Source organism: Agrobacterium tumefaciens (assembly GCF_013337285.1).
Classification (GTDB): Bacteria; Pseudomonadota; Alphaproteobacteria; order Rhizobiales; family Rhizobiaceae; genus Agrobacterium; species Agrobacterium burrii.
In genome coordinates this window covers 25266-48131 of the sequence record NZ_SUPW01000005.1, presented here as the reverse complement: position 1 = coordinate 48131, position 22866 = coordinate 25266, and the positions used below count along the sequence as shown (strand labels likewise).

The following is a 22866-nucleotide window of genomic DNA, read 5'->3' as shown; positions in this document are numbered from 1 at the left end:
ACAAAAAAGGCGATGGCGGAAGAGCAGTTTATCAAAGGGTGTTCCATTTTATCTGAAGGGATCCGCAGCATCACGTAGTCCGTCGCCGAAGAAATTAAAGGCCAGAATGACGAGAACGACCGGGATCGTCGGTATGAGAAGCCATGGATATAGCGCAATGACGCTGACGCTGCGCGCCTCCGTGAGCAGAATTCCCCAACTTGTGATCGGTGGTCTGAGGCCGAGGCCGAGGAAGCTCAGCGCGGTTTCGCCGAGAATCATGCCCGGTATAGTCAACGTGGCCGAGGCGATGAGGTGCGACATGAAGCCGGGAATAAGGTGCCTGCCGATGATGCGCGGTGTGCCCGCGCCCATCAATTGTGCAGCCAAAACATAGTCTTCTTCGCGAAGCGCCAGCAATTTCGAACGCACGGCGCGCGCCAGTCCCGTCCAGTCCAGCATGCCGAGAATGATGGTAATGCCGAGATAGACGAGGATCGGGCTCCAGGTCACCGGCATGATCGCCGCAAGCGCCAGCCACAGCGGAATGCTTGGGATGGATTGCAGGACCTCGATGATGCGCTGGACGATGAGATCAAAGGTGCCGCCGCGATAACCAGCGAGACCGCCGATCACAATGCCGAGAACGAAGCTCATGGCGACGCCGAGAAGGCCGATAGTGAGCGAGATGCGCGCGCCATAGATGATGCGCGACAACACATCGCGTCCGAGACGATCGGTGCCGAGCAGGAACATTTCGCCGCCTTCGGCGGGGCATACAAAATGGGTCCTGCCCTCGAACATGCCCCAGAAACGGTAGGTATCGCCCTTGCAGAAGAAACGCAGCGGCTGAACATCCGTTGGCACGTCCCGATAGACACGCCTCAGATTGTCCATGTCGAGCGTCATTTCCCGGCCGTACACGAAGGGGCCGACAAATTTTCCGTTATCAAAGAGGTGAATGGCCTGCGGCGGGGCGTAGATATGCTCGATATTGCGGGTATGGAGGTTGTAAGGCGCGAGGAACTCGCTGATCAGGATCGAGAGATAAAGAACCACCAGAAAGGCACCGGACCAGACGGCGATCTTGTGCTGGCGAAACTGCCACCACATGAGCTTCAGCTGCGACGCCTTGCTGAAGGCTGCCATTCCGGATGTGTTCGGTTCGATCAAGGAGGGATCGAAGGGCGCGGTCGAGACGTAATGCGGCAGCGCTTCGCCTGAATTCGGGATGGATGAAGTCATTTGACGTTACCACCTCCAAAGCGGATTCTCGGGTCGAGTATGGCAAGGGCGATATCCGACACCAGAACGCCGATCACCGTCAGGAAAGCGAGGAACATCAGGAACGAACCGGCCAGATACATATCCTGGCTTTGCAGCGCGCGGATGAGCATAGGACCGGTGGTTTCGAGCGACAGGACGACGGCGGTGATTTCCGCGCCGGAAATGATGGCGGGCAGGATCGAGCCGATATCCGAGATGAAGAAATTCAGCGCCATGCGCAGCGGGTATTTGATCAGCACCTTAAAGGGGTGAAGCCCCTTGGCACGGGCAGTCACGACATATTGTTTCTGCAATTCGTCCAAAAGGTTGGCGCGCAGGCGGCGGATCATGCCCGCCGTGCCCGCCGTTCCGATGATGAGGACGGGGATCCAGATATGTTCGAGGATCGATTTGAACTTCGCCCAGCTCATCGCCTGGTTCAGATATTCGCGGTCCATCAGATGGCCGATGGAGATACCGAACCAGATATTGGCGAAATACATCAGGATGAGCGCCAGCATGAAGTTGGGAATGGCGATGCCGAGCAGGCCGAGGAAGGTCAGGCCATAGTCGCCCCAGCTATATTTATGTGTGGCGGAGTAGATGCCGATCGGAAAAGCGAGAATCCAGGTGACGATGATGGTGAGGAACGACACGAGAACCGTCAGCCACAGGCGGTCTCCCACCACATCGCTGACGGGCAGCTGATATTCGAAGGAATAACCGAAATCGCCGACCAGCATGCCGGTCGCCCAGCGGAAGTAGCGGATCGGCGCGGGCTGGTCGAAACCGTAGCGGACGCGCAGCTCCTCGATTTCGGCAAGGTTCGCCGTCTCGCCCATGGCGCGCAGTTCGGCGACATAGCTTTCGAAATAATCACCCGGTGGCAATTCGATAATGGTGAAGACCAGCATCGAGATCAGGATCAGCGTGGGGATCATGACGAGGATGCGCTTGATAATATATCGCAGCATATCAGGCGTCCCCGTCGTACCAGAAGGCATCCGGCAGGTAGACGCCGAGATAAGATGTGGGTTCATAACCGAAAAGTGCCTTTTCGGGCACGTTTCGCATGCGCTTGACATGAACGACAGGCTGAAGCGCGCCGTTGACGATGCCAATGGAAAACACCTGCTGTGTATAGATATCAAGCATTTCCAGCCAGATCGCCGTCCGCTCTTCCTCGGTGACGCTTTTGCGCCATTTTTTCAGGAGATCGAGCAGATGTGCGGCCTCCGGCAGATCAGGCTCCTTGCCCTCGCGGCCGCCGGAAAGATAATGGATGCCCCAGACGGGCCATTGCAGCTGGTCGTCACCGGTGGGCGCAAGGCCGGAAGGCAGCATATCCGAAGTGGGTACGCCATTGTCCATGCCCATCCATACCGACATCAGCACTTCGCCGCCCATCGCACGCTTGCGGAAGACATCGCGCTGGGTGGGGCGGACGGAAACCGCAATGCCGATGCGCCGCCAGTAATCGCTCACCAGTTCCATCACGTCGGTCTCAAGCGTGCTTTCGCCGGTTGTTTCGACGATGATATAGGCCGGACGGCCATCGGGCAGGAGCCTTATGCCGGCATCGTCGCGTTTATCGAGACCCACCTCGTCGAGCAGCCTGTTGGCCGCTGCGCGGTCGAAGGCGCTCCAGGCTTCCGCAAATTCCGGCCTGTAAAGTGGGCTTTCCGGCAAAACGGTGTCGGAGCTTTCCTTCGCCAGCCCGTAAAAGCAGACCATGTTGATTTCGTGCCGGTTGATCGCAAGGGACAGCGCGCGGCGCACCCGCACGTCCTGGAAATAACCCCGCCATGCCGGGTCGGCGCAATTGAGGTTCGGCAGAAGCGCAACCCGCGATCCTTGCGAGCGTTTGTAGAGGTTCACCTTCAGGGGGAAACGCTTTTCGGCATCCTTCAGGAAGGTGTAATCGGCGAAATCGAGGCCGAAATATTGCAGGTCGCTGTCGCCGGACGCCGTCTTGGCCGAGATGATGTCGGAGGAGGTGACGTTCAGCAGGAAGCGATCGAGATAAGGCAGCTGCAGGCCGTTTTCATCGACACGGTGATAATAGGGATTGCGCTCGAACACGAACTGTTCGGCCGGCGGCGAGGTCGTGTTGCGCCATGCATCCAGCGTCGGCAAAGCGGGGTTTTCCGGGCGCACCTGCCGCGACATCTTGATATGCAGCCCGCTCCAGTCATCCGCCTTGTTCTTCTTGATAAGCTTGGCGAGATTTTCCGCGGTCTGATATTTGATGTGGAACTGCTTCATATAGGCGGCAGGCAGGAACAGCCGCGCCGGGGAGGCCGCCGCGAGTTTCGCCAGAAAATCCGGGTTCGGACCTTCCCAGGTGTAGCGCACCGTCAGTTGGTCGATGACTTCGATCAGTGGCGGATTGTTGTTGACCAGAAGTTCGATCGGGGGACCGCCCTTGTGGATTTCCTTGTTAAGGGCGACATCCTCCCAGAAATAGCGGAAATCCTCGGAGGTCAAATCGCTGCCATCGGACCATTTGTGGCCCTCGCGCAGCTTGAAGGTGAAGATGCGTTCTTCCTGGACGTCGTAACTTTCCAGAATGTCCGGATGCAGCTCGAACTTTTCGTCATAACCGACGAGACGGGCATAGTTGCTGATAGGCATCAGGCGGATATCGCGCTGACCACCGATCAGCATGCGAACGGAGCCGCCATGTTTTCCCGGTTCGCGGCCGAGCGATTTCATATTGATGACGCGCGGATTTTTCGGCAGGCGTCCCGCCACGTCGGGCAACTCGCCCTTTTCCCGTTTTTCCTTGAAGTAGTCGGCGTCGGTATAGGCGGCGCGCGCATAGGCCGGCAGGAAGACGGAGGCCAGCAGGGCGAGAGTGGTGCGGCGCGTGATCAAGGGCGGAGCTCCCGGATGTCGACGTTGCCGTTTGCAAGAACGAAATGGCCGTCGCCCAGATCGGCGGAAATCATGTCGCCATCACCCTCATCACGGAACTGTTTGCCCCAGTCGAATTTGCCTGTCGCGCTGATCTTGCCAATGGTGCGGAAATCCAGCGGCCGGTCGAGGTCGGGAAAGGGCACAGCCGCCAGCAGCGATTTCGTGTAGGGATGCACGGGGGAGCGCATCATGATTTCCCGCGGTGCCAGCTCAACGATGCGGCCCTCACACATTACGGCCACGCGGTCAGCCATATAATCAACCACCGCCAGATTGTGCGAGATGAAGAGGTAGGTAAGCCCGAGGTCTTTCTGCAAATCCTTGAGCAGGTTGAGAATTTGCGCCTGAACCGAGACATCGAGCGCGGAAACGGGTTCGTCACAAATCAGCAGTTCGGGACCGAGCGCCAAGGCTCTGGCAATGCCGATACGCTGCCTTTGCCCGCCCGAGAAACTGTGCGGGTAGCGGTTCAGCGCGCTTTCTCCAAGGCCGATGGCCTTGACGAGATTGCGGACTTTCTCGGCGCGGTATTTCGCGTCGCCGCGTCCATGGATTTCCAGCGGCTCGCTCAGGATGTTGCCCACGGTCATGCGTGGCGACAGCGAGGAGATCGGGTCCTGAAAGACCATCTGTATTTTCGAGCGCAGTTCCTTGAGGTCGCCGTCTTTGGCGTTGAGCACATCGATGTTGCCCTGCGGACGGTGAAATGTGACGGAGCCTTCATCCGGACGAACGGCGCGCATGAGGATCTTGCTGACGGTGGTTTTGCCGCTGCCGCTTTCGCCCACCAGCCCGAGGCATTCGCCCCGGCGGATTTCAAAACTGACGCTGTTGACCGCCTTGGTGGCGTTGGCGTCGCCTTTGCTGAACCAGCTGGACTTGCGGGTGGTGAAGGTCTTGCTGATATTGTCTACGGTCAGAAGCGGGCCGGGGGTTTTATTCACGGCGGCGTTTTTCTTGCCGACGAGGCTTTCATGATCGACCTTGATTTCGCGCAGCGCCTTCAGCCTCTCACCGGGCTTCATGTCGAAATGCGGCACGGCGTTCATCAGGCCTTTGAGATAAGGGTGGCTTGGCGACTTGAAGATCTCGTCGACAGTTCCGGCCTCCATGATCTCGCCCTGATAGATCACAGCAACTTCGTCGGCGATGTTTGCGACGACGCCGAGATCGTGGGTGATGAGCAGCATGCTCATATTCAGCCGGCTCTGCAGATCGCGCAGTAGCTTAAGGATTTGTGCCTGGATGGTCACGTCCAGCGCCGTCGTCGGCTCGTCGGCGATCAGAAGAGCCGGGCGACAGATCAGCGCCATGGCGATCATGGCGCGCTGGCGCATACCGCCTGACAGCTCGAAGGGATACATGTTCACGACCTTTTTCGGGTCGGGGAACCCTACGAGGTCGAGCGTCTCATACATTTTTTCCGCGCGCTCAGCCGGCGACAGGATGCTGTGGATGCGCAGCGCCTCGTCTATCTGATTGCCGACAGTGTGTAGCGGCGAAAAGGAGGTCATGGGTTCCTGAAAAATAAGCCCGACGCGATTGCCGCGTATGGAGCGGATTTCCCGGCCGTCTTTCGGCAGTTGCAGCAGATCGACAGGACCGGCTGCGGCATTTTCAGGATCGGTGAAAAGCACGCGGCCGTTCACCCGCGCCGTCTTAGGATGGATGCCCATGATCGTCTGGCCGATGACGGATTTTCCGGAGCCGGATTCTCCCACAAGTGCAGTGACTTTTCCGGGAAGAATGCGAAGGCTGGTGCCCCTCACGGCTTCAATCGTGCCGCCCATAAGAGAAAACGAGACCCGCAGGTTTTCAATACGGAGCAAATCTGCGCCTGCGCTCATGCCAAAGGGTTCCTTGCCGTCTCTTTATCGTTGCCTTGTGACAATTTGCTCAGGAGGGCTTAAAGGTACGTTATCGCAGGGTTTGTTGTCTGTCTATGCTTCTGAAACATCGAATTGTTTAACGAATTCAAAGCCGGCTTCCTAAACGCTACGGCTTGCCTCATGGCTCGTGTTTAGCGATATGTTAACGAGCGTTTCTGGATGAGGATCCATGTCCGACAAGAAATATTATGACGCGCAGCTGGAGAAAGCCCGACAGTTGCAAAATGACGGCCAATATGCGGAAGCCCAGGCGCTTCTCCTATCTTTGGTTGCAGCAAAAGACGGTTACATGATGGGCGAGCAGACGGTGCTCGGTCTGCCGCGCCGGCTGCATGCAGCGCGGCTGCGTCTCGCCAAGGCCGAAGGCGATATGGTTGCCAAAATCGGTTACCAATATACGCTCGTGCCGCCGCCGCAGGTTCTGGCAAAATATGCACAGTTTTCGCCGGAAGAGCGCCACACGATCAATCTCAAAAGCAGGGAGGATGTGCCGAGGATCATTCACCAGATATGGATCGGCGAAAGAGCGCTGCCGGTATCGGTGAAAGCCTGGGCCGCCCATGCTGCAAGACATGGATACGACTATCGTCTCTGGCGGGAGGTTGATCTTGAGCGGGAAGGCGTGTTTGCAGACGCTGTCTTTAAAACCATGCTGGAGCAGGGTGATTATCCGGGCGCGGTGGATGTGGCCCGTTATATCGTGCTGGAGCGTTTTGGCGGCATCTATCTCGATTGTGACTGGTATCCGGCGCGGGACGATGTGAGTTTCGACGCTTTCCTGCCCTTGGCCGGATTGACGGCGTTCGATGAAAAGACGCCGCGTGATACGGGTCAGGGCAGCATGCTGCTTGCCAATTCCTTTATTGCCGCTCCGGCTGGACATCCGGTCTTTCGCAGGATGCTGGAGGTGTTTCCCGGTATTCTCGAAGAAATGCCGCGTGCACCCGCCTGGTGGTCCACCGGACCGCTGATCTTTACCGTCATCGCCCGGGCGGGAAGCATCAGCCTCGCGCCGGCGGCATTTGTTGCGGCGTCGCTTGCCGATCGCACGCCGTTTGCGGCGGTCGAAGCGCTCCGGCAGCAACTCGGCGACAAGGATGGTTTGCTGATCGCCTGGAAGTCATGGTGAGATTTCGTTGACGATATTCGCCGAGGAGCGCCAGCGGCCGGCAGGATGGTTCGAGGTCACCTCGAAAAGCCGCCGCAGAAACCGCCAGACATTCTCATCATGCACGAGATGATGGGTGAGGATGCCGGTCGTGCCGCCGTCTTCGGCGGTCTTCAGAATTCGTGTGGCGGTTTCGGCGAAAAGGATGTCGTCATCGCGGCCGCCCCGGCTGCCGTGCCAGTCGATTACGTCGACATGGGTATTCAGACGCGGCGGCAGGGTGTTTTTCTCCGGGCCGAAAACGGACAGGGCGCGATAGCCGATGCCTGCCAACTCTTTCACGATGCTGGCATCCACGCGGTTCCATGGCGGCACGAGCATCGGCACGAGACGGCTGCCATGCAGGTCATGGAGCTTATCCAGTCCGGATTGCAATTCGTCGAGAACGAGGGAAAGCTCCCGGTGAGCGCCGAGTTCCTGTTTCTTTTCGCTGTTTCCGGCATAATTCGTGTGTGACCAGCCATGCACGGCCACATGGGCAATATCTGACGCATCCAGATATTGCGCGAGCCTGTTCGTCGTCATCTCGGGAATGACCGCGAGGGTGATCGGAACGGCAAAGCTGCGGCAGAGATCAAGCAGCGTATCAAGCGCGGGTGTCGGCTCCACGGCGTCGTCGTCCCGGAGCCATAGATCGGCGGTCATGCCGCGCCGGCCGCATTCGTCCAGTGCTGCAACGAGTTTTTCCACACTCATGATCTTCGCGCCTTTGCTTGCAGCAGGATATTATTCAGCTCTGTTGCGGCGTTTTCCAGAGATCGTTGATTGACGACGAACTGGCGGGCCGCTTTTGCCAGTTTTTCGCGCTGCCTGTCATTGCCGAGCAGGCTTTTGATCGCGTCGGCATAGGCGGCTGTATCATTTTCCGGTGTCAGTAATCCGGTGGTGCCGGATTTTACCACTTCGGGAACACCGGCCACTTTTTCGGCCACCACGGGCAGGCCGGCGGCCTGTGCCTCCAGATAGGCAAGACCATAGGCTTCGCCATGGCCGGGCCAGACGTAGAGGGATGCTTTTGAAAGAAGTGCTGTGATCTCGGTTGCGGTTTTTTCGCCGTGCCAGACAAGACGGTTGTCGGGAAATGCGCTGAACATGGTCTGTACAGCCGAGCGTTCCGGCCCGTCACCAATGATATCCAGCGTCCAGTCGAGGTCCTGCGGCAACAAAGCGAGTGCTTCTGAAAGGGCGCGATAGCTGGTCAGCTTGTCGCCCGAGCGCATCATGGCGACGGTGATGAGCCTTGCCGGCGTTGGGTGTGGGGCAGTTTCAAGAAAAGTCCCGACATCGATAAAGGGCGGCAACATTTTCCAGTGCAGAGTGGGGGAAGCGCGCAAAAGCCCTTCGCGATCCCGCGCCGTGAAGCAGATATTCACGGCGGCTGCATTCAACGCGGCCAGTAATTCATCCTGTATCGCCTGCCAACCCATTCCATTGCGCTTTGGCGAATAGGAGGCTTCGGCGGTGACGTAGGGAATATCGAACCGTCTGGCGAGTTCCGGTCCGAGTAAATCCGGGGCTTTGTAATACGGATGATAACAAAACCAGAGGTCCGGGGGGCCTTCCCGTCGCCAGCGCTGAGCGATGGCTTCGATCTCGCGATCGGCCGCATCGACGAGCGAGGTTCGTGCCGGGTCATCCGCCTGTTTCAAAAAGCTGCGCAGTTCGGAAGCAACGAAGACCGCGTGGCCGCCCATCGTCATTGCCTGCATCAGCAGACGGGCCATCAACCGGTCTCCAGAGGGAACGGGATGGTTGGGTGATTTGAGCGGCGAATAAAAGGCGATCTTCATGCCGAAGGTTGTGCGTTGGCCGCCGCATCGGCGTCAACCGGAATTTGAAAGGGCCGAGCCTTGACAGCCCGGCCATTCTTGCCCAACTGAAAGGCATCTTTTGCACATGCGCGGAGCGTGACACGCTTTGACTTCTCCTGATGTCTCCCAGACCCTGCTTTCCAGCATCGAAAACAAAACCGCCAAGGCGGGTGTGATCGGCCTCGGCTATGTCGGCCTGCCACTGGCCATGACGGTGGCCAAGGCCGGGTTCAAGGTCGTCGGATTCGATATCGACCCCGGTAAAATTACCGCGATCGATGCGGGCCGCAGCTATATCGAGGCGGTGTCTGATGAGGTGCTGGCGAGTGTGCGGCAGAATGACGGCTTCGTCGCCACCGCCGATTTCGCCCGACTGGCCGAATGTGACGTGATCGCCATTTGTGTGCCGACGCCGCTGACGAAATATCGCGAGCCGGACTTATCCTATGTCGAAAAGACCTGTCGGGAGATCACCACTTATCTGCGCAAGGGGCAGCTTGTTGTGCTGGAATCGACCACCTATCCGGGCACGACTGACGGGGTGGTGAAGACCATTATGGAGAGCGGCGGGCTGGTCTCCGGTGTCGATTTCTTCATCGGCTTTTCGCCCGAGCGGGAAGATCCCGGCAATCGCGATTTCGAGACTTCGACCATTCCGAAGGTCGTTGCCGGGGATGGCGAAGCGGCCGGAAAACTGATGGCCGCATTTTATGGATCGGTGGTCAAAAAGATCGTGCCCGTTTCGACAAACGCCACGGCCGAGGCGGTGAAAATCACCGAAAACGTCTTCCGCGCCGTCAATATCGCGCTCGTCAACGAACTCAAGGTCGTTTACGAGGCGATGGGCATCGACATATGGGAAGTGATCGACGCGGCGAAAACCAAGCCTTTCGGTTTCATGCCGTTTTATCCCGGTCCGGGTCTCGGCGGCCACTGCATACCGATTGATCCATTCTACCTCACCTGGAAATCACGCGAATATGAATTGCCGACGCGGTTCATCGAACTTGCCGGGGAAATCAACACCGGCATGCCGCGCCACGTTGTCGGGCGGGTTGCGGAAGCGCTCGACATTCATTCCGGAAAGGCGCTCAGCCGTTCGAAGGTTCTTGTCGTCGGCCTCGCCTACAAGAAAAATGTGCCCGATATTCGCGAAAGCCCCTCGCTGAAACTCATCGAGCTTATTCAGGAGCGTGGTGGCGAAGCGGCCTATTATGATCCGCATGTGGCGGAAATTCCGAAAACCCGCGAATACAGCCACCTGATGGGTATGAAATCGGTGCCGTGGGACAGGCAGACGATCGGCGCTTTCGATGCCGTTCTCGTGGCGACCGACCATGACAATGTTGATTATACCGCGCTCAGTGAATGGGCGCCGCTGATCATCGATACGCGAAATGTCTTTGCGCGGCGAGATATTGCCGCAAAACACATCATCAAGGCCTGATACGGACGGACCATGAGCAGACTGGACAGTTTTATTCGCCGGTTGACCGCGCAGCGGGATATTCTCAACCACCTCGCGGCCGATCTCGATCTGCCGGAAGAGGGTGCGCTGATGGAAATCGGTCTCGGAAACGGACGCACTTTCAATCACCTGCGGGAACTGTTTCCCAACCGTCGTATCATCGCCTTCGACAGGGCCATGGGAGCTCATGCCTCCTCCGTTCCGGCGGCGGAGGATCTTGTTATTGGTGAAATCTCGGAGACCGCGCCCGCCTTCATCGGTGCAGATGCGGCGATGGTGCATGCCGATATCGGCACGGGCTATCCGGAAAAGGACGCGGTTACATTGACGTGGTTGCCGGATCTTGCCGCGGGCGTGCTGGCGAAAGGCGGCGTCGCCGTCAGCGGTCTGCCGCTGGATCATCCCCTGCTAAATCCGCTGCCGGTGCCGAAAAGCGTGCCGACGGACCGCTATTTTCTCTATCGCAAGATTTGAACCTGCGCAGGTAAACAGCAAGCGCCTCGGCCTTCTATAGATAACGTTCACTCTCTTCCTTCGAGAGGAGGAAAACTTTCATCTGCGAGTTCCGTCCGCGAATGGAGATCTGTTCGCTGCGAAGGTCGGCGATATCCTGCCCTGCCTGAATAAGAGCCGGTTCGGAAACAACGATGGCCGCGCCGACTTCCTTGGCCTTGGATTCGAGCCGGCTTGCCACATTGACGGTATCGCCGATAGCCGTCAGGGTTTTTGCGGCGCCATATCCCATGACACCGACGATGCTTGGGCCGGCGTGAATGCCGACCACGACTTCCAGACGGACGGCGAACTGTTTTTCCAGCCCCTCGTTTAAGATTGCGATATCACGCAATATGGTGGCCGCTGCCTTCATCGCGTTGCGGCAGGCATGTTCCTCATTTTCTCCGAGTCCGAACAGGGCCATGGCGCCATCGCCAATGAACTTGTCGAGATGGCCGCCTGCGTGCTCGACAGCCTGGCCGACGATGGTGAAATAACGGTTCAGGAGGAAGACGACATCATAGGGCAGCTTCGCCTCGGAAAGCGTGGTGAAGTTGCGCAGATCGCAAAAGAGGATGGCGATTTCCTCTTCCCGGCCGGGGCGGGCCAGCTGCGTATCGACCGGCAGATCGCTCTGCTGGGGCGGCGAAACGAGGAGCGCGATACCAAGATCGCTCGTGGGGCGTAGCTGACAGCCGAGCCGCACATCGGAATCGGCATGGATGCGCCGCAATGTGGTCTGCTCGATGTCTCCGGGCGGCGGAAGCGGACCTTTGCTGTCCAGAACCTTGACCCGACAGGTTGAGCAGCGCCCTTTGCCACCGCAGACGGAATAATGCGGTATGCCGGCAAGCCGGCTGGCCTCCAGAATGCTCAGCCCGGCAGGCACACGCGCCTGCGCGCCATGTTCGTAGCGGATTTCGATGGCCGTCAAGCGTTGCCGCCAGCTGCGCACGCCGCGCAGGACAAAAACCAGCATCACCGCGCCGATAAACGACGTTTCCACCGTTCCGGTGATGAACCTGATCTGCGTCTCCATTTCCCGTTGCAGCGGTAGCTCGTCTTTTTGAACGGTATTGTCGACGAGTCCCGGAGGAAGCGCATATTTTTCGTCGATCTCCGCCAGCCATCGGCCGGCATCGCTGAAGCCCAGCAGCGCAAGAAGCGGCAGCATCACCGCCACCGTCATGAATAGCCCGGCTATACGCGGATACCAGTCGCGGTAACGCAGCCAGAAATACAGGCCGATGCATCCATGCACCCAGATCACGATCAAGGCGAGGCTTTGCCACGCGCCCTGTATCGGGTTGTTGATCCACAGCCTGCGGATGACCGAGTAGTAGCCGACATCGATGCCATAAATCATATGCGACACGCGGATATTGACGGCGTGGCCGATGATCAGAAACGGGATCGACAGGCCGAAAATGAGCTGAAGCGCTTCGCGCAACGGCATGCGCAATGTTCTGCGCAGATAAAGCGAGCGCAGGACAAGACAGACATGCACCAGAACCGAACCATAAAAAAGCAGGCTGCTGACGGGATTGAGCCAGATCAGGCTGAACCATTTTCGCGCCCGTTCGGCGGTGTCGATCGAGATGAGTGCAAGGGAGTGATTGAAAAGATGGGAAAATACAAAAGCAAATATGATGAGACCGGATAAAATCCGGGCCTGTCTTAAGTTGGTTTCCGAAAAGAAACGGATCATGCAAATCCCATCGTGTGGTCGCTCAGCGCAGAATCATCACTAGTAAGCCGTGACGCTCTTAGTGCAGGGAATCTCGTGGCAATATCGTGGAGCAAAAGGCTGGCGACGGTCAATTGTGCGTGTTCGAATGTCGCTGACGCGCGTCCTGTTTAAAAGGAATCGTTCGGTGAGCTCTCGCCCTTTGTTCTTACGCATTTTCCGCAGGTAAAGCCGCTGCGCATTTTTGCTGGAAATTTTCTGGACGTACGATTGCAATCGCGACTTGGGGGCGTTGCCAAGCACCCCAAACCTTCGCCGTGACCAAGAGGTTGCGGTGACCGCGATCAGAGTTCGATGATCTGGCCGTCCATGGCCGCGAATGCGCCGTCGAACTGGGCTTTTGCCTGTTTCTCGATGCTGTCCAGTTCCTCGTCGCTGCGGCTTGGGGCATGGTGGATGAAACCGACATTTTTTGCGCCAGCCAGCTTGGCGAGGCGAATAGCCTGTTGCCAGGAGGAATGGCCATAACCGCGATAAAGGCCCATTTCCTCATCGGTGAACATGGCGTCGTAGAGGAAAAGATCCACATCCCTGATCAGATCGAGCACGGTTTCGTCGATGCTGCCCGGCTCATGCTCGGTATCGGTGATGATGGCGAGGGACTTTCCTTCCCAGTCCAGCCTGTACCCGATGGCATTACCGGGATGATTGAGCATTCCGGTTCTGATTGAAAGGTCGGTGCGCGGGTTGAGCGTGTCGCCGGGGATGAAGTCCCGCGTCACCATTTTTGCGCAGCAAACCTCCAGCGGCACGGGGAACCAGGGTGGGCTCATGAAATCCTTGAGCATTTCCCGCGTTGTCATGATGCCGGCGAGATGACCAGACCAAATAGCGACGTCGTTGCAACTGTTGTAAAACGGCTTGAAATAGGGGAAGCCGACAATGTGATCGTAATGACAGTGCGAGAAGAACAGATCGACGTCGGTAATGCCTTCCGCCCGCAATGCCAGACCGGCGGGATGAAGCCCCGACCCCGCATCGAACAAAAGAACGTGGTCTCCGCATCGTACCTCGATGCAGATGGTATTACCGCCATATTTTCGGAAGTTTTCACCTGAAACAGGAAGCGTTCCCCGCGCACCCCAGATCTTTACCCGAAAATTTCTATTACTTTCCCGACTTGCTGTGTCGGAATCGAACGCCATGACACACCCCAATAACAACGGAATCTTGCACGCTTTCCTCCCATGAAGCCCGTTGTCTCTATAGATTCTTATATCCGCCTTTTTTAGCGGATGCCCTTACCTCTTATTCAGTCAGCATTTCATTTATATTGCAATGGTGCGACATTTATTTTTCTAATATCGCCCGTCGGGGTAGCAAGGAATTGCCGCTCATGTTCTGGCGCTTGCGCGCGCCTTGCTGAGTTCCGTCGTCGTCTGGGTGAGGCGTTCGGCAAGAACGCGCATGACTTTTATGGTAATATCCGGGAAATCGGACATGAGCTTGAAGAATTGTTCCTTGCCGATCCGCAGGGCTTCCACATTGGTGGAGGCGCGCACGGTCGCGGTTCTGACGCTGTCACAGAGGATGGCGATTTCACCGACGATGGCATTGCCGGTCATTTCCGCCACCTTCAATGTGCCTGACGGGGAATCGACCAGAACATCCACTTTGCCGGTCAGAACCACATAGGCCGCATCGCCGACATCCCCCTGCCGAAACAGCACGTCACCTGTATGATAGGATACCCGATCCGACGCAAAAGCGAGTAGTTTGAGCTTCGACGGTTCCATTTCCGAAAAAAACGGGACGCGTTTCAGCATTTGAATTTCTTCTTTGAAGAGCATTGCCTTACCCTATTCTTGTTCCACCTCGGCCACGTTCTTGGATTTATGTTGCGACCATATCCTTGAATGTACCGTTTTCCTGCGCCAGAGTCTCGTAACTTCCGTCGGCGGTGACCAGTCCCTGATGGACGAATATGACCCGGCCGAACATGCGCGAAAGCGTTGCATTCGACAGAACCCATATGATTGACGGGTTATTGTTGTTCTGTTTCAGGAGTGTGATGACCCGTTCGACAATTTCCTCCTGCTGTCGCGGATCAAGGCCGGGAAGGGGGCGATTAAAGACGTAATAATCAGATTTACGGATCAGCGCGCGGGCAAGATTGAGCTTCTGGCGCTGGAGCGGGCCAAGCCGCTTGCCGCCGGCACCGAGGTTGAAATCCAGACCCACGGCCAGAACACGCTCGTAGACGCCCTGCTTGCGCATGACATCGGCGACGATGCGGGTGATGCGCCGGGAGGCATCGGTATAACGATGGCTGACCTTGCCGAAGAGAATATTATCCAGCAGGCTGGTGGCGCTCATATATTTCGTCGGATCGTAGATTTCGATGATGTTCTTCAGGCTGTCGGGCAGCTTTTCATGGAACATGTGCCGGACCTCGACGATCCGGTTCATGATTTCCGGCGACAACAGGCCGAAACGCTGGCGCGGCTCGACGTAGAAGAAGCTCAGCCGCAGCATTGCGCGTTTTTCGCTCTCATTGGCATCATCGAAACCGCGGCCCTGCAGGCGCTGCAGCATCTGCTGATAGACCGGAATGTCATCGGGCGTCATGAATGTCAGCTGCTGGAAGAAGGGGTGGTCTCCCGGCAGGTCGGCGAAGATTTCGACGATGTTTTCGGCAATCGTGTAACCCATTTCAAACAGGGTTTTGACAAGACCGGTCTCGCGCATCAGCGAGCGGAAATAATCGCTTTCGATGATGGTCCGGATCGTCTGGGAAGAGTCCCGCATGGTGCCGAACAGCAGGTTTTCGCCGACCGTCGCCTCGCTGTTGTAGCTCTCAAGCTCGAAGGGTGCGATGAGGCCGCTCAGGTTCTCTTTTTCCAGTTCTGCACGCAGGACATGCCGCAGTTCCACGATGCGGGCGGCAAGATGCAGGTCGGTCAGAGGGTCGATCGACGAGCGCAGCGCAAATTCCAGAATATCCTGCGACAGTTCCACGCTGTCGAGGACGGCCAGGATTGCCCGAATGAGATTTTCCGGCTTACCGTCCCCGGCCGGGCTGGAAGCGTAGTCGATCCATTCGCTGTTGATGTCGATCAACGGATTGCCCGCCATCTTGGCTTCGCGGATTTCCCACTTGCGGTGTTCCAGAGCCGCACCCTCGTAGTTTTTGTCTGCGAGCGGGGCGTGTTTCAGGCCGTAGAGCAGGTTGTCCATCAGGCTGGCGTGGAAAAAATAGCTGTCCGAAGAGACATAGGAGATACGACGTCCCGTCAGTGATTCTGGCAGTTCCAGTATGTCGACATCATTGATGCTGATCTTGCCGGAGGCCGGCCAGAGTGTACGACCGATCGCATCCGCAAGCGCTTCGCCTCCCGCGCCGCCGACGATGGCGATGACTTCACCCGGCTCGATTTTCAGCGACGCCTGCTCCAGAAGTCTGCTGCCGCTATCGTCTTCCAGCGTCAGATTGGTGATGACGATCGGTGCGGTGATGGCTGCGACGGCTCCCGGCGACAGTTTCTGTACGTTTTCTTCGATCATGTTCGGTGCATTGAACTGTTCGAAGACCTGCTCGTATTTCACCTGCACGTCCTGGCGGGCCTGATCCCAGTCGATCAGTTCCTTCAGCGGTCCGGGCAGTTCCTTATAGGCGTTGATGACGGCGACCAGCTGGCCGACATCGAGGCTGCCCTTGAGGGTGAGATATCCGCCGAGCGCATAAAAGAAGAACGGCGTGAGCTGTGCGAGGAAGTTATTGATGAATTTGACCAGAAACTTCCACTGGTAGAGATCGTAACGGATCTTGAAGATGTCGCCGAGCCGGTGCGAGGCGTCGGCGCGCTCGAAATTGGAGGTATCATAGGCGTGGATGGTCCCGATGCCATCGACCATTTCGCCGATGCGCCCGGCTAGCTGGCGGGCGCTCAACTGCCGCTGGCGACCGAGTTCAATGAGGCGGCGGCGCATCTTGGGGATGATGCCGACCTGAATGGCGGCCATGAAAGCAGCGATCAGACCCAGCCAGAAATTCTGCACGAGAATGAAGAAGAGCGCGGAGAGCGCCTGACCGCCGAGAAGCGCCGGCTGCACGAAGGCGTCGCCGGTAAAGCCACCCAGCGGCTCGACCTCGTCCTTCACCATACTGGAGATTTCAGCACCCTTGACCCGCTTGAAGTGGGTGGGCGGAAACCGCAGGATCCTGTCGATGAGCTCAAAGCGGATACGCCGGAGAAGCCGTTCGCCAAGGCGGCCCTTGAAGGTATTGATGTAATATTTGAAAAGCCCGTTGATGACGACAAGCGCAAGGAATGTGAGGCTGAGCGCCATCAACATCGACATGCGGTTGAGTTCGAGCCCGGGGAACAATGTCACGGTGCCCCAATAGGGAATATCGACCGTGAGATGCATGAAAAGCTGCGTCGCGTTCGCCCCTTCGAAGCCATCTCCCTGAATAGGCCCGTTGACGATCTGTTTGGGCAGATCGAAGGCGAGGAAGTAGGGGATCATGGACAGGGCCACAATCAGCAGAATGAAAAGCTGCTGCCGCCTCGTGTGCGACCAGATGTAACGCGTAAGGCTTTGTTCCATATAAAACTTCTATGACCTGTCGGGGTAAGCCCGGGGTGTTGGTTTGCGCGGTGTCTAAACGATCCGGTGGCCGGGTAGCGCAAGCTCCTCCTGCAAATAGGTACGTGACTCGCTATTTATCAGTATATTCAAGCGGTTTCGAGCAAAATAGCATTCGCACCGAGGCTTGCCCGCCACACTGAAAGATTGTTTTTGCAACCGCTTTGTCGCAATCGATGTAAATGCGACAGTATTTTTAGAATTCTCTAATGTTATTGTTTGTAGTGTAGGACAGGCGTTAAGACACTTGGGTATAGTGATCCCGTAGTGGTTGAGCCAGACGCTGGCGCAATAGTGGCAAGGTCGATGGCGATAGATATTTCAGAGCGTGCAGGCAGCGAACCTCTCCTTGATTCACGGCAGCTTTTCGACATTTCAGCGGATGGGATGATCGCGCATCCTGTTTCTTTTGAAGGGCTTGCCGGTATTTTTCATCCGGCGCGCAATGATGTGCAACGGGATCATGCGGTTCTTTTCGTCAGCCCGTGGGGCATGGAAGAGCTATGCAGCCGCAAGTTCCAGCGGGTTCTCGCCGAGCGGCTGGCCGCTTCCGGCGTTGCCAGCCTGCGGTTTGATTATCTTGGCGCAGGTGACGCGCTTGAACCGGAAGATGCGGGCCGGGCGGCCGACTGGCTTTCCGACACGCGCGCGGCGCTTGATTGTCTGAAGCGTCTTTCCGGCTGCTCCGGGGTTGTCGTTGTCGCTCAGGGTCTCGGTTGCCCGATCGCCGCTCAGGTGCTTGCCGGTGCTCTGGAGGTCGGTTCGATGGCTTTTCTGGCGCCGGTCGTCTCCGGCCGTGCCTATTTGCGCGAACTGGCAATGTGGTCGTCGATGATCGATGATGGTCTTGGTCTTCTTTCCGTGCAACGTCTGGCGCAGCCCGGGGCGATTGCCGGCATGGCCATGCCGGCAGGCGTTGCGGATACGATCAAAAAAATCAATCTTTCCAGTCTTGAAACTGTTCCAGCCCGCCATGTCCTTGTGCTGGCGAGAGCCGGCCGGGTGACGGACAGTGATTTCGCCAGACATCTTGCCACGATAGGCGGCGAGGTGAGGGAGGCGGCGTTTTCGGGTTATGACGATCTCGTTTCCAGCCCGACGCTTTCGAAAATATCCGGCGACGTCGTGAACCTGTTGGTGGATTGGGTCTTGTCACAGACCCATGCCGGGAACCCTGCGGCACTCCCGGAAGATTTCACCATCAACGCGCCACAGCGCGGCCAGGGTTTTTTCGAACAGCCGGTGCAATTTGGCGAGGGCGGACGGCTTTTCGGCATCTTTTGCGAGCCGGATCATCGGAAACCGGTTTCTTCGGTCCTTCTGCTTGGCGCGGCCTATGACCGGCATGCGGGCTGGGGCAGGCTTTCCGTGCAGACCGCCCGTGCCCTTGCGCGTGCCGGCGTCGCTTCGCTGCGCTTCGATGCGGCCAATATTGCCGACAGCCCGCCGGTCGAAAATGTGCCGGATCAGGTTCTTTATGATGCCTCGCAGAATAACGATGTCGCTGCCGCACTCGATTTTCTCGAGCGGCGCGGCAAAGGTCCCTTCATCGCGGCCGGCCGGTGCAGCGGCGCCTATCTCGCCTTCAACGGCGCGCTTGCGGATAGTCGGATCAGCGCAGTAGCGGCGGTCAACCCGGTCGTCTTCCACTGGCAGAAAGGCCGCTCGGTTGATGAAGCACTGCACAAACGGCCGCGTTCGTTTGGGGAGTATAGCCAGCGATTTCGCCAGGGGGCGACATTCAGGCGTCTCTTCAGCGGCGATGTCGATGTCGTCAGTGCCGGGCTGAACATCGTCAAGGCGACGATGAAGAAGCTTTCGACAAAAACGGCAAGGCTGTTCCGCCGGGGCAGTGAAGAAGGCCGCGCCGTTTACGGTGCATTCGATTCACTCAAGGCAAAGGGCACTGCCGTTAGCCTGCTCTACAGCGACAATGACGACGGGCTTGAGCATTTCCGCTATTATTTCGATGCCGATGGTCGTGGGCTTTCGGCCTATCAGAATGTGTCGCTGACAATTATTGCCGATGCCGATCACAATCTTTCGACTCCGGAAGCGAAAAAAATCTTTATCGATGCGGTGAAGCGGCTGGCTCTAAAAGGCGAAGCGCCGGCCGGACCCCAATGATACCACCTCGCCGGAAGGTGGCGTTTCGACCGTGCCGGTTTCCGGCACGAGATTGATTGTCTTGTTCTCGCCGGGGGCGAGGTGGAACCAGTTTTCCGAAGCGAGATAGCCTTCTGCCGACACATGGACGGATTGCGCCAGCCGGTCCGTACCGATTTCGAGCGACCAGTTGCCATTGGTTTCGCTGAGACCCGGAGCCAGACTGGCGGCATGCAGCGCCTTTTTCCGGCCGAGCGGGAAATGGAAGGCGTCGGCGATGACAAGCCCGGTTGCGAGATCACGAAGCCGGGCGACCGTGACATCATGGGATGGCGGGCCGAAACGATAGGCATAGGTCGTATCGAAAAAGGCGCCAAACAAATCGGTTGAGGCAATTATCTGGCTCTGCCGCGGTGAAAGCGTCAGCGGGCGTTTGGCGTGCACGACTGGCTGCATGCCGTCGCGCAGGCAGGTCAGTTCCAGCATGGCGTCTAAGCCGTTGCCGGTTTCGTTGATGAGATGGATGTCCAGCCCGTTGGTGCCTTCATCGGACAGGCTGAGCTGAATGGGGCGGAACGCCCGCTTTAATGCGTGCCAGACGGATTTGGGCCGGCCGGTGGCGTCGATGATACCCCAGCCGGCACCGGGAACGAGATCCTGCAAGGTCCAGACCAGCGCACCCCGGCAAGAGGAACCGCTGCGCCGCCATTCGGCAAAAGTCGCCTCCATGACCTCGGCTGTTGCTGCACGGGACATGTCGAGATAAAGCCCGCCATCCTCGCGTCGCAGAACGTCCGGCTCAACGTCGTAAAGCAGCTTCAGATAATGATCGCGAACATCTTCGAAATCCCAGGACGCGCCGCGATCGCGCGGCGTGCGTGCTTTCCAGCGTGGATCATGCACGGCCACGCCGGTAAGATATTTGTCCAGCGTTTCCTGTTCGGGAATATTGGAAAAGGCCAGGCACTCAGCAGCAAAGCGCACATCGGCGCGGCGGGCATCTTCCAGCGGACGGCAATAGGCGCCCACACCATAATAGTGACCGACCCCGGCATTGGGGAAAAATGGCAACGCGCCACCAGAAGGTGAATTGGCGACGTAGGCCGTATCCGGCCGTCTCTCAGCCATCACATCAGGAATAATCTCCTCGGTGAGCGTCACCTTCCATATCTGTTCCGGCAGGCCGAGCATGGCGCCCTGCTGGTATATTTCGCTGCCGCCGCAGAAAACGGTGAGCGACGGAGAAAGCGCTGTCGCCTCGAGGAATTGCGAGATTTCCGTAACGATATGCTGGCGCAGGCCATCATCTTTTGCCGGGTAATCGAAATTGGCGAGCATGGCGTCCTGCCAGACCATGATGCCGAGTTCATCGCAAAGCGCGAAGAATTCCGGTGTCTCATAAGCCATGGTGCCGCCGATGCGGATCATGTTCATGCCGGCTTCGGCTGCTTTTTTGAGCCATGGCTCGTAGTCCGGCCTCGTTCCCGGCAGGCGCACGATGTCGGCCGTCGTCCATACCGCCCCACGGCAGAAAACGGGTTGCCCGTTCACTTTGAGCCCGAAACCGTTGCCGTCCTCGCCGTGATCGATCTCAAGCTGGCGAAAGCCGGTGCGCCCGAGCCGGTGTTGCTTGCCGTCCAACTCAAGAACGACATCGTGCAGTGCGGGCCTGCCATGGGTGTGTGGCCACCAGATTTCGACGCCCGGTATGAGCAGTTCGCCTAGAAGTTTGCCGTCTTCGCCCTTTGAAAGATTGGTGCTGTAACCAGCGCAAATCACCCGTGCGGACTGGATGTCGCGGTTCGCTTCTAGAACGATGCTGACCTTTCCCGTGCCGGTATCGTCAAGTGAAGATCGCAGGCTGCAAAGCACGCTTTCCTGTTTGATGAGGCTGATGGGTCGCCATGGGCCGGCGGCATGGATTTCCGGGCACCAGCCGGGCATATAGCCGAGCGCCGTGGTGCGGATCAGCCGCAACCCCTGCGTATTCATCATCTGTGGGCGCCAGCGGGCGCGCGGGCCGGTTTTTTCGAGCCTCGGGCCGAGTGCCCGAAAGCAGATCGAAAGCTCGTCTGCGCCTGTCATTTGGACCGGTACTTCCAGCCTTTCAAACATGCTTTGGCTGGCGGCGATCAGTTCGCCGTTGAAGAAGATTTCGGCAATGGTGGAGAGGCCATCGAAGCGCAGGGTGGCCCGCTCCCGCGTATCGGAAATCATCGTCAGCCGATACCAGGCATCCTTGTCGTTCAGTGCGACAGGGGCAAACCGATCGAATTTTTCCGCCATTTCCAGTGCCTGCGCCACGGTGCCGGGAACGGAGACGTGCAGGCTTTCAAGCGCTGCCGGAATTTCAGAGGGCGTCTCGTAAGCATCGGCGGGCGTCAGTGTCAGCGTCCAGCCTTCACTCAGCAATTCTTCGCTTTCGCCCGGAAGATAGGTTCTCACGCGGCCTCGCTGGCATCAGACAATTTTGCCGCAAGGCTTTCCATCAAGCCATCCCATGCGTCTGCTGCCGGATCGAGCACGGAGGCCAGCGCGTCGAATTTACGGCGGGTGACGGCGCGGGCAAGCTGGAACTGCACGGTTTTGGCAACCTCGGAGATGCGCAGCGCGCGGTCTCTTGCTTCAGAAAAACCTTGCTTGTCCAGCCATTCGAGATGGCTTGCCGCCAGTTCAAAATTGGCGCCGAGCTGGCGCAGCGTGTTGAAGGCATATTTGTGGAAGAAGCCGAAAGGCCTGTCGGCAACCTTTTCCACCTGGGCCGGAAATACGGCTGAAAAAGCCCTGACCGGATTGGTGGATGGCCGTCTTGAAAAATGAAACTTCAGCAGCCGTTCGGCCGTCTTGCGAATATGCGCCGGCGAGGCATTGCTGTCTGCGAATTTCGCAAATTCGGTGTAGGGCAGGAAGGGTGGATCAGTTTCGGCCAGATGATGCTGGAACAAGCCGTCGAAATCTTCACCTGACAGATGGAAAAAGCCGGCATTGTGGAAATAGTCGAGTTCCCGGTTCGCCAGGTCCAGCCGGTTGATGGCGACTGTGGTTTTGCCGTGTTCCTTCTGATAGCTCACCCCATGGGTATCGGGCATATAGAAGCTGTCCATCTCGATCAGGCAGATGCGGCCGCGCTCCAGTTGCGCTTCGATGTGGTTTTCCACCCGGTCGAAGATCGCAAGCTCGGTGGCGCGAACGCCATAAAGCGCTTCGAGATCTTCCAGCGGCACCTTGAAGAAGGTGAACTGGTCGCCCTCGAAATCCTGTGTGAGGGTGAAACCGAACATGGCTTCCGGCGGCAGGCCCCTGGCCGCCAGCACCTCGATCCACAAATCAATGTAGCAATTGGTTTCCGGCCACATCCTCTCGGAAGAATGGAGCGGATGTTGCACATAGTTTTTGGGATCGAGACCGGGGAAAATCTGCCGCATGGA

The 22866-nt window shown here is 57.8% G+C and carries 16 protein-coding genes; 4 read left to right on the top strand and 12 right to left on the bottom strand.

Annotated features, from left to right (window positions below; genetic code table 11):
• Positions 1–48: 48 nt before the first annotated feature.
• The 4 genes from FCH38_RS14915 to FCH38_RS14900 are packed head-to-tail and all read right to left on the bottom strand — an operon-like array spanning position 49 to position 6011.
• On the bottom strand, positions 49–1224 hold the full coding sequence (locus FCH38_RS14915; protein ID WP_174374226.1) for an ABC transporter permease: 1176 nt from the start codon (positions 1222–1224) through the stop codon (positions 49–51).
• Positions 1221–2219, bottom strand: coding sequence for an ABC transporter permease (locus FCH38_RS14910; RefSeq protein ID WP_149900569.1), 999 nt, complete (start codon positions 2217–2219; stop codon positions 1221–1223). The genes FCH38_RS14915 and FCH38_RS14910 overlap by 4 nt, the downstream gene beginning before the upstream one ends.
• A 1-nt stretch (position 2220) precedes the next feature.
• Positions 2221–4122 carry an ABC transporter substrate-binding protein gene (locus tag FCH38_RS14905; protein ID WP_174374225.1) on the bottom strand — a complete coding sequence of 634 codons (1902 nt, stop codon included), beginning with the start codon at positions 4120–4122 and terminating at the stop codon, positions 2221–2223.
• The gene (locus FCH38_RS14900) at positions 4119–6011 is read right to left on the bottom strand and encodes an ABC transporter ATP-binding protein (protein WP_174374224.1); all 1893 of its coding nucleotides are present in this window, start codon (positions 6009–6011) and stop codon (positions 4119–4121) included. The genes FCH38_RS14905 and FCH38_RS14900 overlap by 4 nt, the downstream gene beginning before the upstream one ends.
• A 211-nt stretch (positions 6012–6222) precedes the next feature.
• Here FCH38_RS14900 and FCH38_RS14895 point away from each other — a divergent pair, with 211 nt between their 5' ends.
• Positions 6223–7182: a glycosyltransferase family 32 protein gene (locus FCH38_RS14895; protein ID WP_174374223.1), complete on the top strand. Its 960-nt coding sequence runs from the start codon at positions 6223–6225 to the stop codon at positions 7180–7182.
• On the opposite strand, the gene FCH38_RS14890 is transcribed toward FCH38_RS14895, so the two are convergent.
• Both FCH38_RS14890 and FCH38_RS14885 read right to left on the bottom strand, forming a co-directional pair.
• Positions 7174–7917, bottom strand: a complete 744-nt coding sequence (locus tag FCH38_RS14890; protein ID WP_153515562.1) for a polysaccharide deacetylase family protein — start codon at positions 7915–7917, stop codon at positions 7174–7176. The two genes, FCH38_RS14895 and FCH38_RS14890, sit on opposite strands and share 9 nt — an antisense overlap.
• Positions 7914–9011, bottom strand: a complete 1098-nt coding sequence (locus FCH38_RS14885; protein WP_174374222.1) for a glycosyltransferase family 4 protein — start codon at positions 9009–9011, stop codon at positions 7914–7916. Before FCH38_RS14885 ends, FCH38_RS14890 begins: the two co-directional genes overlap by 4 nt.
• Before the next feature lie 127 nt (positions 9012–9138).
• Here FCH38_RS14885 and FCH38_RS14880 point away from each other — a divergent pair, with 127 nt between their 5' ends.
• Both FCH38_RS14880 and FCH38_RS14875 read left to right on the top strand, forming a co-directional pair.
• On the top strand, positions 9139–10479 hold the full coding sequence (locus FCH38_RS14880) for a nucleotide sugar dehydrogenase (protein WP_153515564.1): 1341 nt from the start codon (positions 9139–9141) through the stop codon (positions 10477–10479).
• 12 nt (positions 10480–10491) lie between these two features.
• Entirely contained in the window at positions 10492–10974 is a 483-nt protein-coding gene (locus FCH38_RS14875) for a class I SAM-dependent methyltransferase (RefSeq protein WP_153515565.1), read from the top strand.
• 34 nt (positions 10975–11008) lie between these two features.
• Here the strand turns inward: FCH38_RS14875 and FCH38_RS14870 are convergent, their stop codons facing one another.
• From FCH38_RS14870 to FCH38_RS14855, 4 genes are all read right to left on the bottom strand, one after another.
• The gene (locus FCH38_RS14870) at positions 11009–12703 is read right to left on the bottom strand and encodes an adenylate/guanylate cyclase domain-containing protein (protein ID WP_174374221.1); all 1695 of its coding nucleotides are present in this window, start codon (positions 12701–12703) and stop codon (positions 11009–11011) included.
• A gap of 323 nt (positions 12704–13026) precedes the next feature.
• Complete coding sequence (locus FCH38_RS14865; protein ID WP_174374220.1) at positions 13027–13887, bottom strand: MBL fold metallo-hydrolase; 861 nt, start codon at positions 13885–13887, stop codon at positions 13027–13029.
• A gap of 189 nt (positions 13888–14076) precedes the next feature.
• A complete protein-coding gene (locus FCH38_RS14860) occupies positions 14077–14532 on the bottom strand; it encodes a cyclic nucleotide-binding domain-containing protein (protein ID WP_149900577.1) in 456 nt (151 codons plus the stop codon).
• A gap of 43 nt (positions 14533–14575) precedes the next feature.
• On the bottom strand, positions 14576–17293 hold the full coding sequence (locus FCH38_RS14855; RefSeq protein WP_174374219.1) for an ABC transporter ATP-binding protein: 2718 nt from the start codon (positions 17291–17293) through the stop codon (positions 14576–14578).
• A gap of 345 nt (positions 17294–17638) precedes the next feature.
• On the opposite strand from FCH38_RS14855, the gene FCH38_RS14850 reads away from it, so the two are divergent.
• Positions 17639–19459 (top strand): hypothetical protein, encoded by a 1821-nt coding sequence (locus FCH38_RS14850; RefSeq protein ID WP_174374218.1) that lies wholly within the window; start codon positions 17639–17641, stop codon positions 19457–19459.
• Here FCH38_RS14850 and FCH38_RS14845 read toward each other — a convergent pair.
• The gene (locus tag FCH38_RS14845; protein WP_174374217.1) at positions 19427–21883 is read right to left on the bottom strand and encodes a glycoside hydrolase family 2 protein; all 2457 of its coding nucleotides are present in this window, start codon (positions 21881–21883) and stop codon (positions 19427–19429) included. The genes FCH38_RS14850 and FCH38_RS14845 overlap by 33 nt on opposite strands.
• Positions 21880–22863: a DUF1839 family protein gene (locus FCH38_RS14840; protein ID WP_174374216.1), complete on the bottom strand. Its 984-nt coding sequence runs from the start codon at positions 22861–22863 to the stop codon at positions 21880–21882. Before FCH38_RS14840 ends, FCH38_RS14845 begins: the two co-directional genes overlap by 4 nt.
• Positions 22864–22866 lie beyond the last annotated feature (3 nt).

Bases quoted from the DNA above. Each gene is read 5' to 3' on its own strand.
- FCH38_RS14865 (WP_174374220.1), bottom strand. From the start codon at position 13,887: ATGGCGTTCGATTCCGACACAGCAAGTCGGGAAAGTAATAGAAATTTT.
- FCH38_RS14850 (WP_174374218.1), top strand. From the start codon at position 17,639: ATGGCGATAGATATTTCAGAGCGTGCAGGCAGCGAACCTCTCCTTGAT.
- FCH38_RS14840 (WP_174374216.1), bottom strand. From the start codon at position 22,863: ATGCGGCAGATTTTCCCCGGTCTCGATCCCAAAAACTATGTGCAACAT.
- FCH38_RS14910 (WP_149900569.1), bottom strand. From the start codon at position 2,219: ATGCTGCGATATATTATCAAGCGCATCCTCGTCATGATCCCCACGCTG.
- FCH38_RS14870 (WP_174374221.1), bottom strand. From the start codon at position 12,703: ATGATCCGTTTCTTTTCGGAAACCAACTTAAGACAGGCCCGGATTTTA.
- FCH38_RS14875 (WP_153515565.1), top strand. From the start codon at position 10,492: ATGAGCAGACTGGACAGTTTTATTCGCCGGTTGACCGCGCAGCGGGAT.
- FCH38_RS14855 (WP_174374219.1), bottom strand. From the start codon at position 17,293: ATGGAACAAAGCCTTACGCGTTACATCTGGTCGCACACGAGGCGGCAG.
- FCH38_RS14885 (WP_174374222.1), bottom strand. From the start codon at position 9,011: ATGAAGATCGCCTTTTATTCGCCGCTCAAATCACCCAACCATCCCGTT.
- FCH38_RS14900 (WP_174374224.1), bottom strand. From the start codon at position 6,011: ATGAGCGCAGGCGCAGATTTGCTCCGTATTGAAAACCTGCGGGTCTCG.
- FCH38_RS14895 (WP_174374223.1), top strand. From the start codon at position 6,223: ATGTCCGACAAGAAATATTATGACGCGCAGCTGGAGAAAGCCCGACAG.
- FCH38_RS14860 (WP_149900577.1), bottom strand. From the start codon at position 14,532: ATGCTCTTCAAAGAAGAAATTCAAATGCTGAAACGCGTCCCGTTTTTT.
- FCH38_RS14915 (WP_174374226.1), bottom strand. From the start codon at position 1,224: ATGACTTCATCCATCCCGAATTCAGGCGAAGCGCTGCCGCATTACGTC.
- FCH38_RS14890 (WP_153515562.1), bottom strand. From the start codon at position 7,917: ATGAGTGTGGAAAAACTCGTTGCAGCACTGGACGAATGCGGCCGGCGC.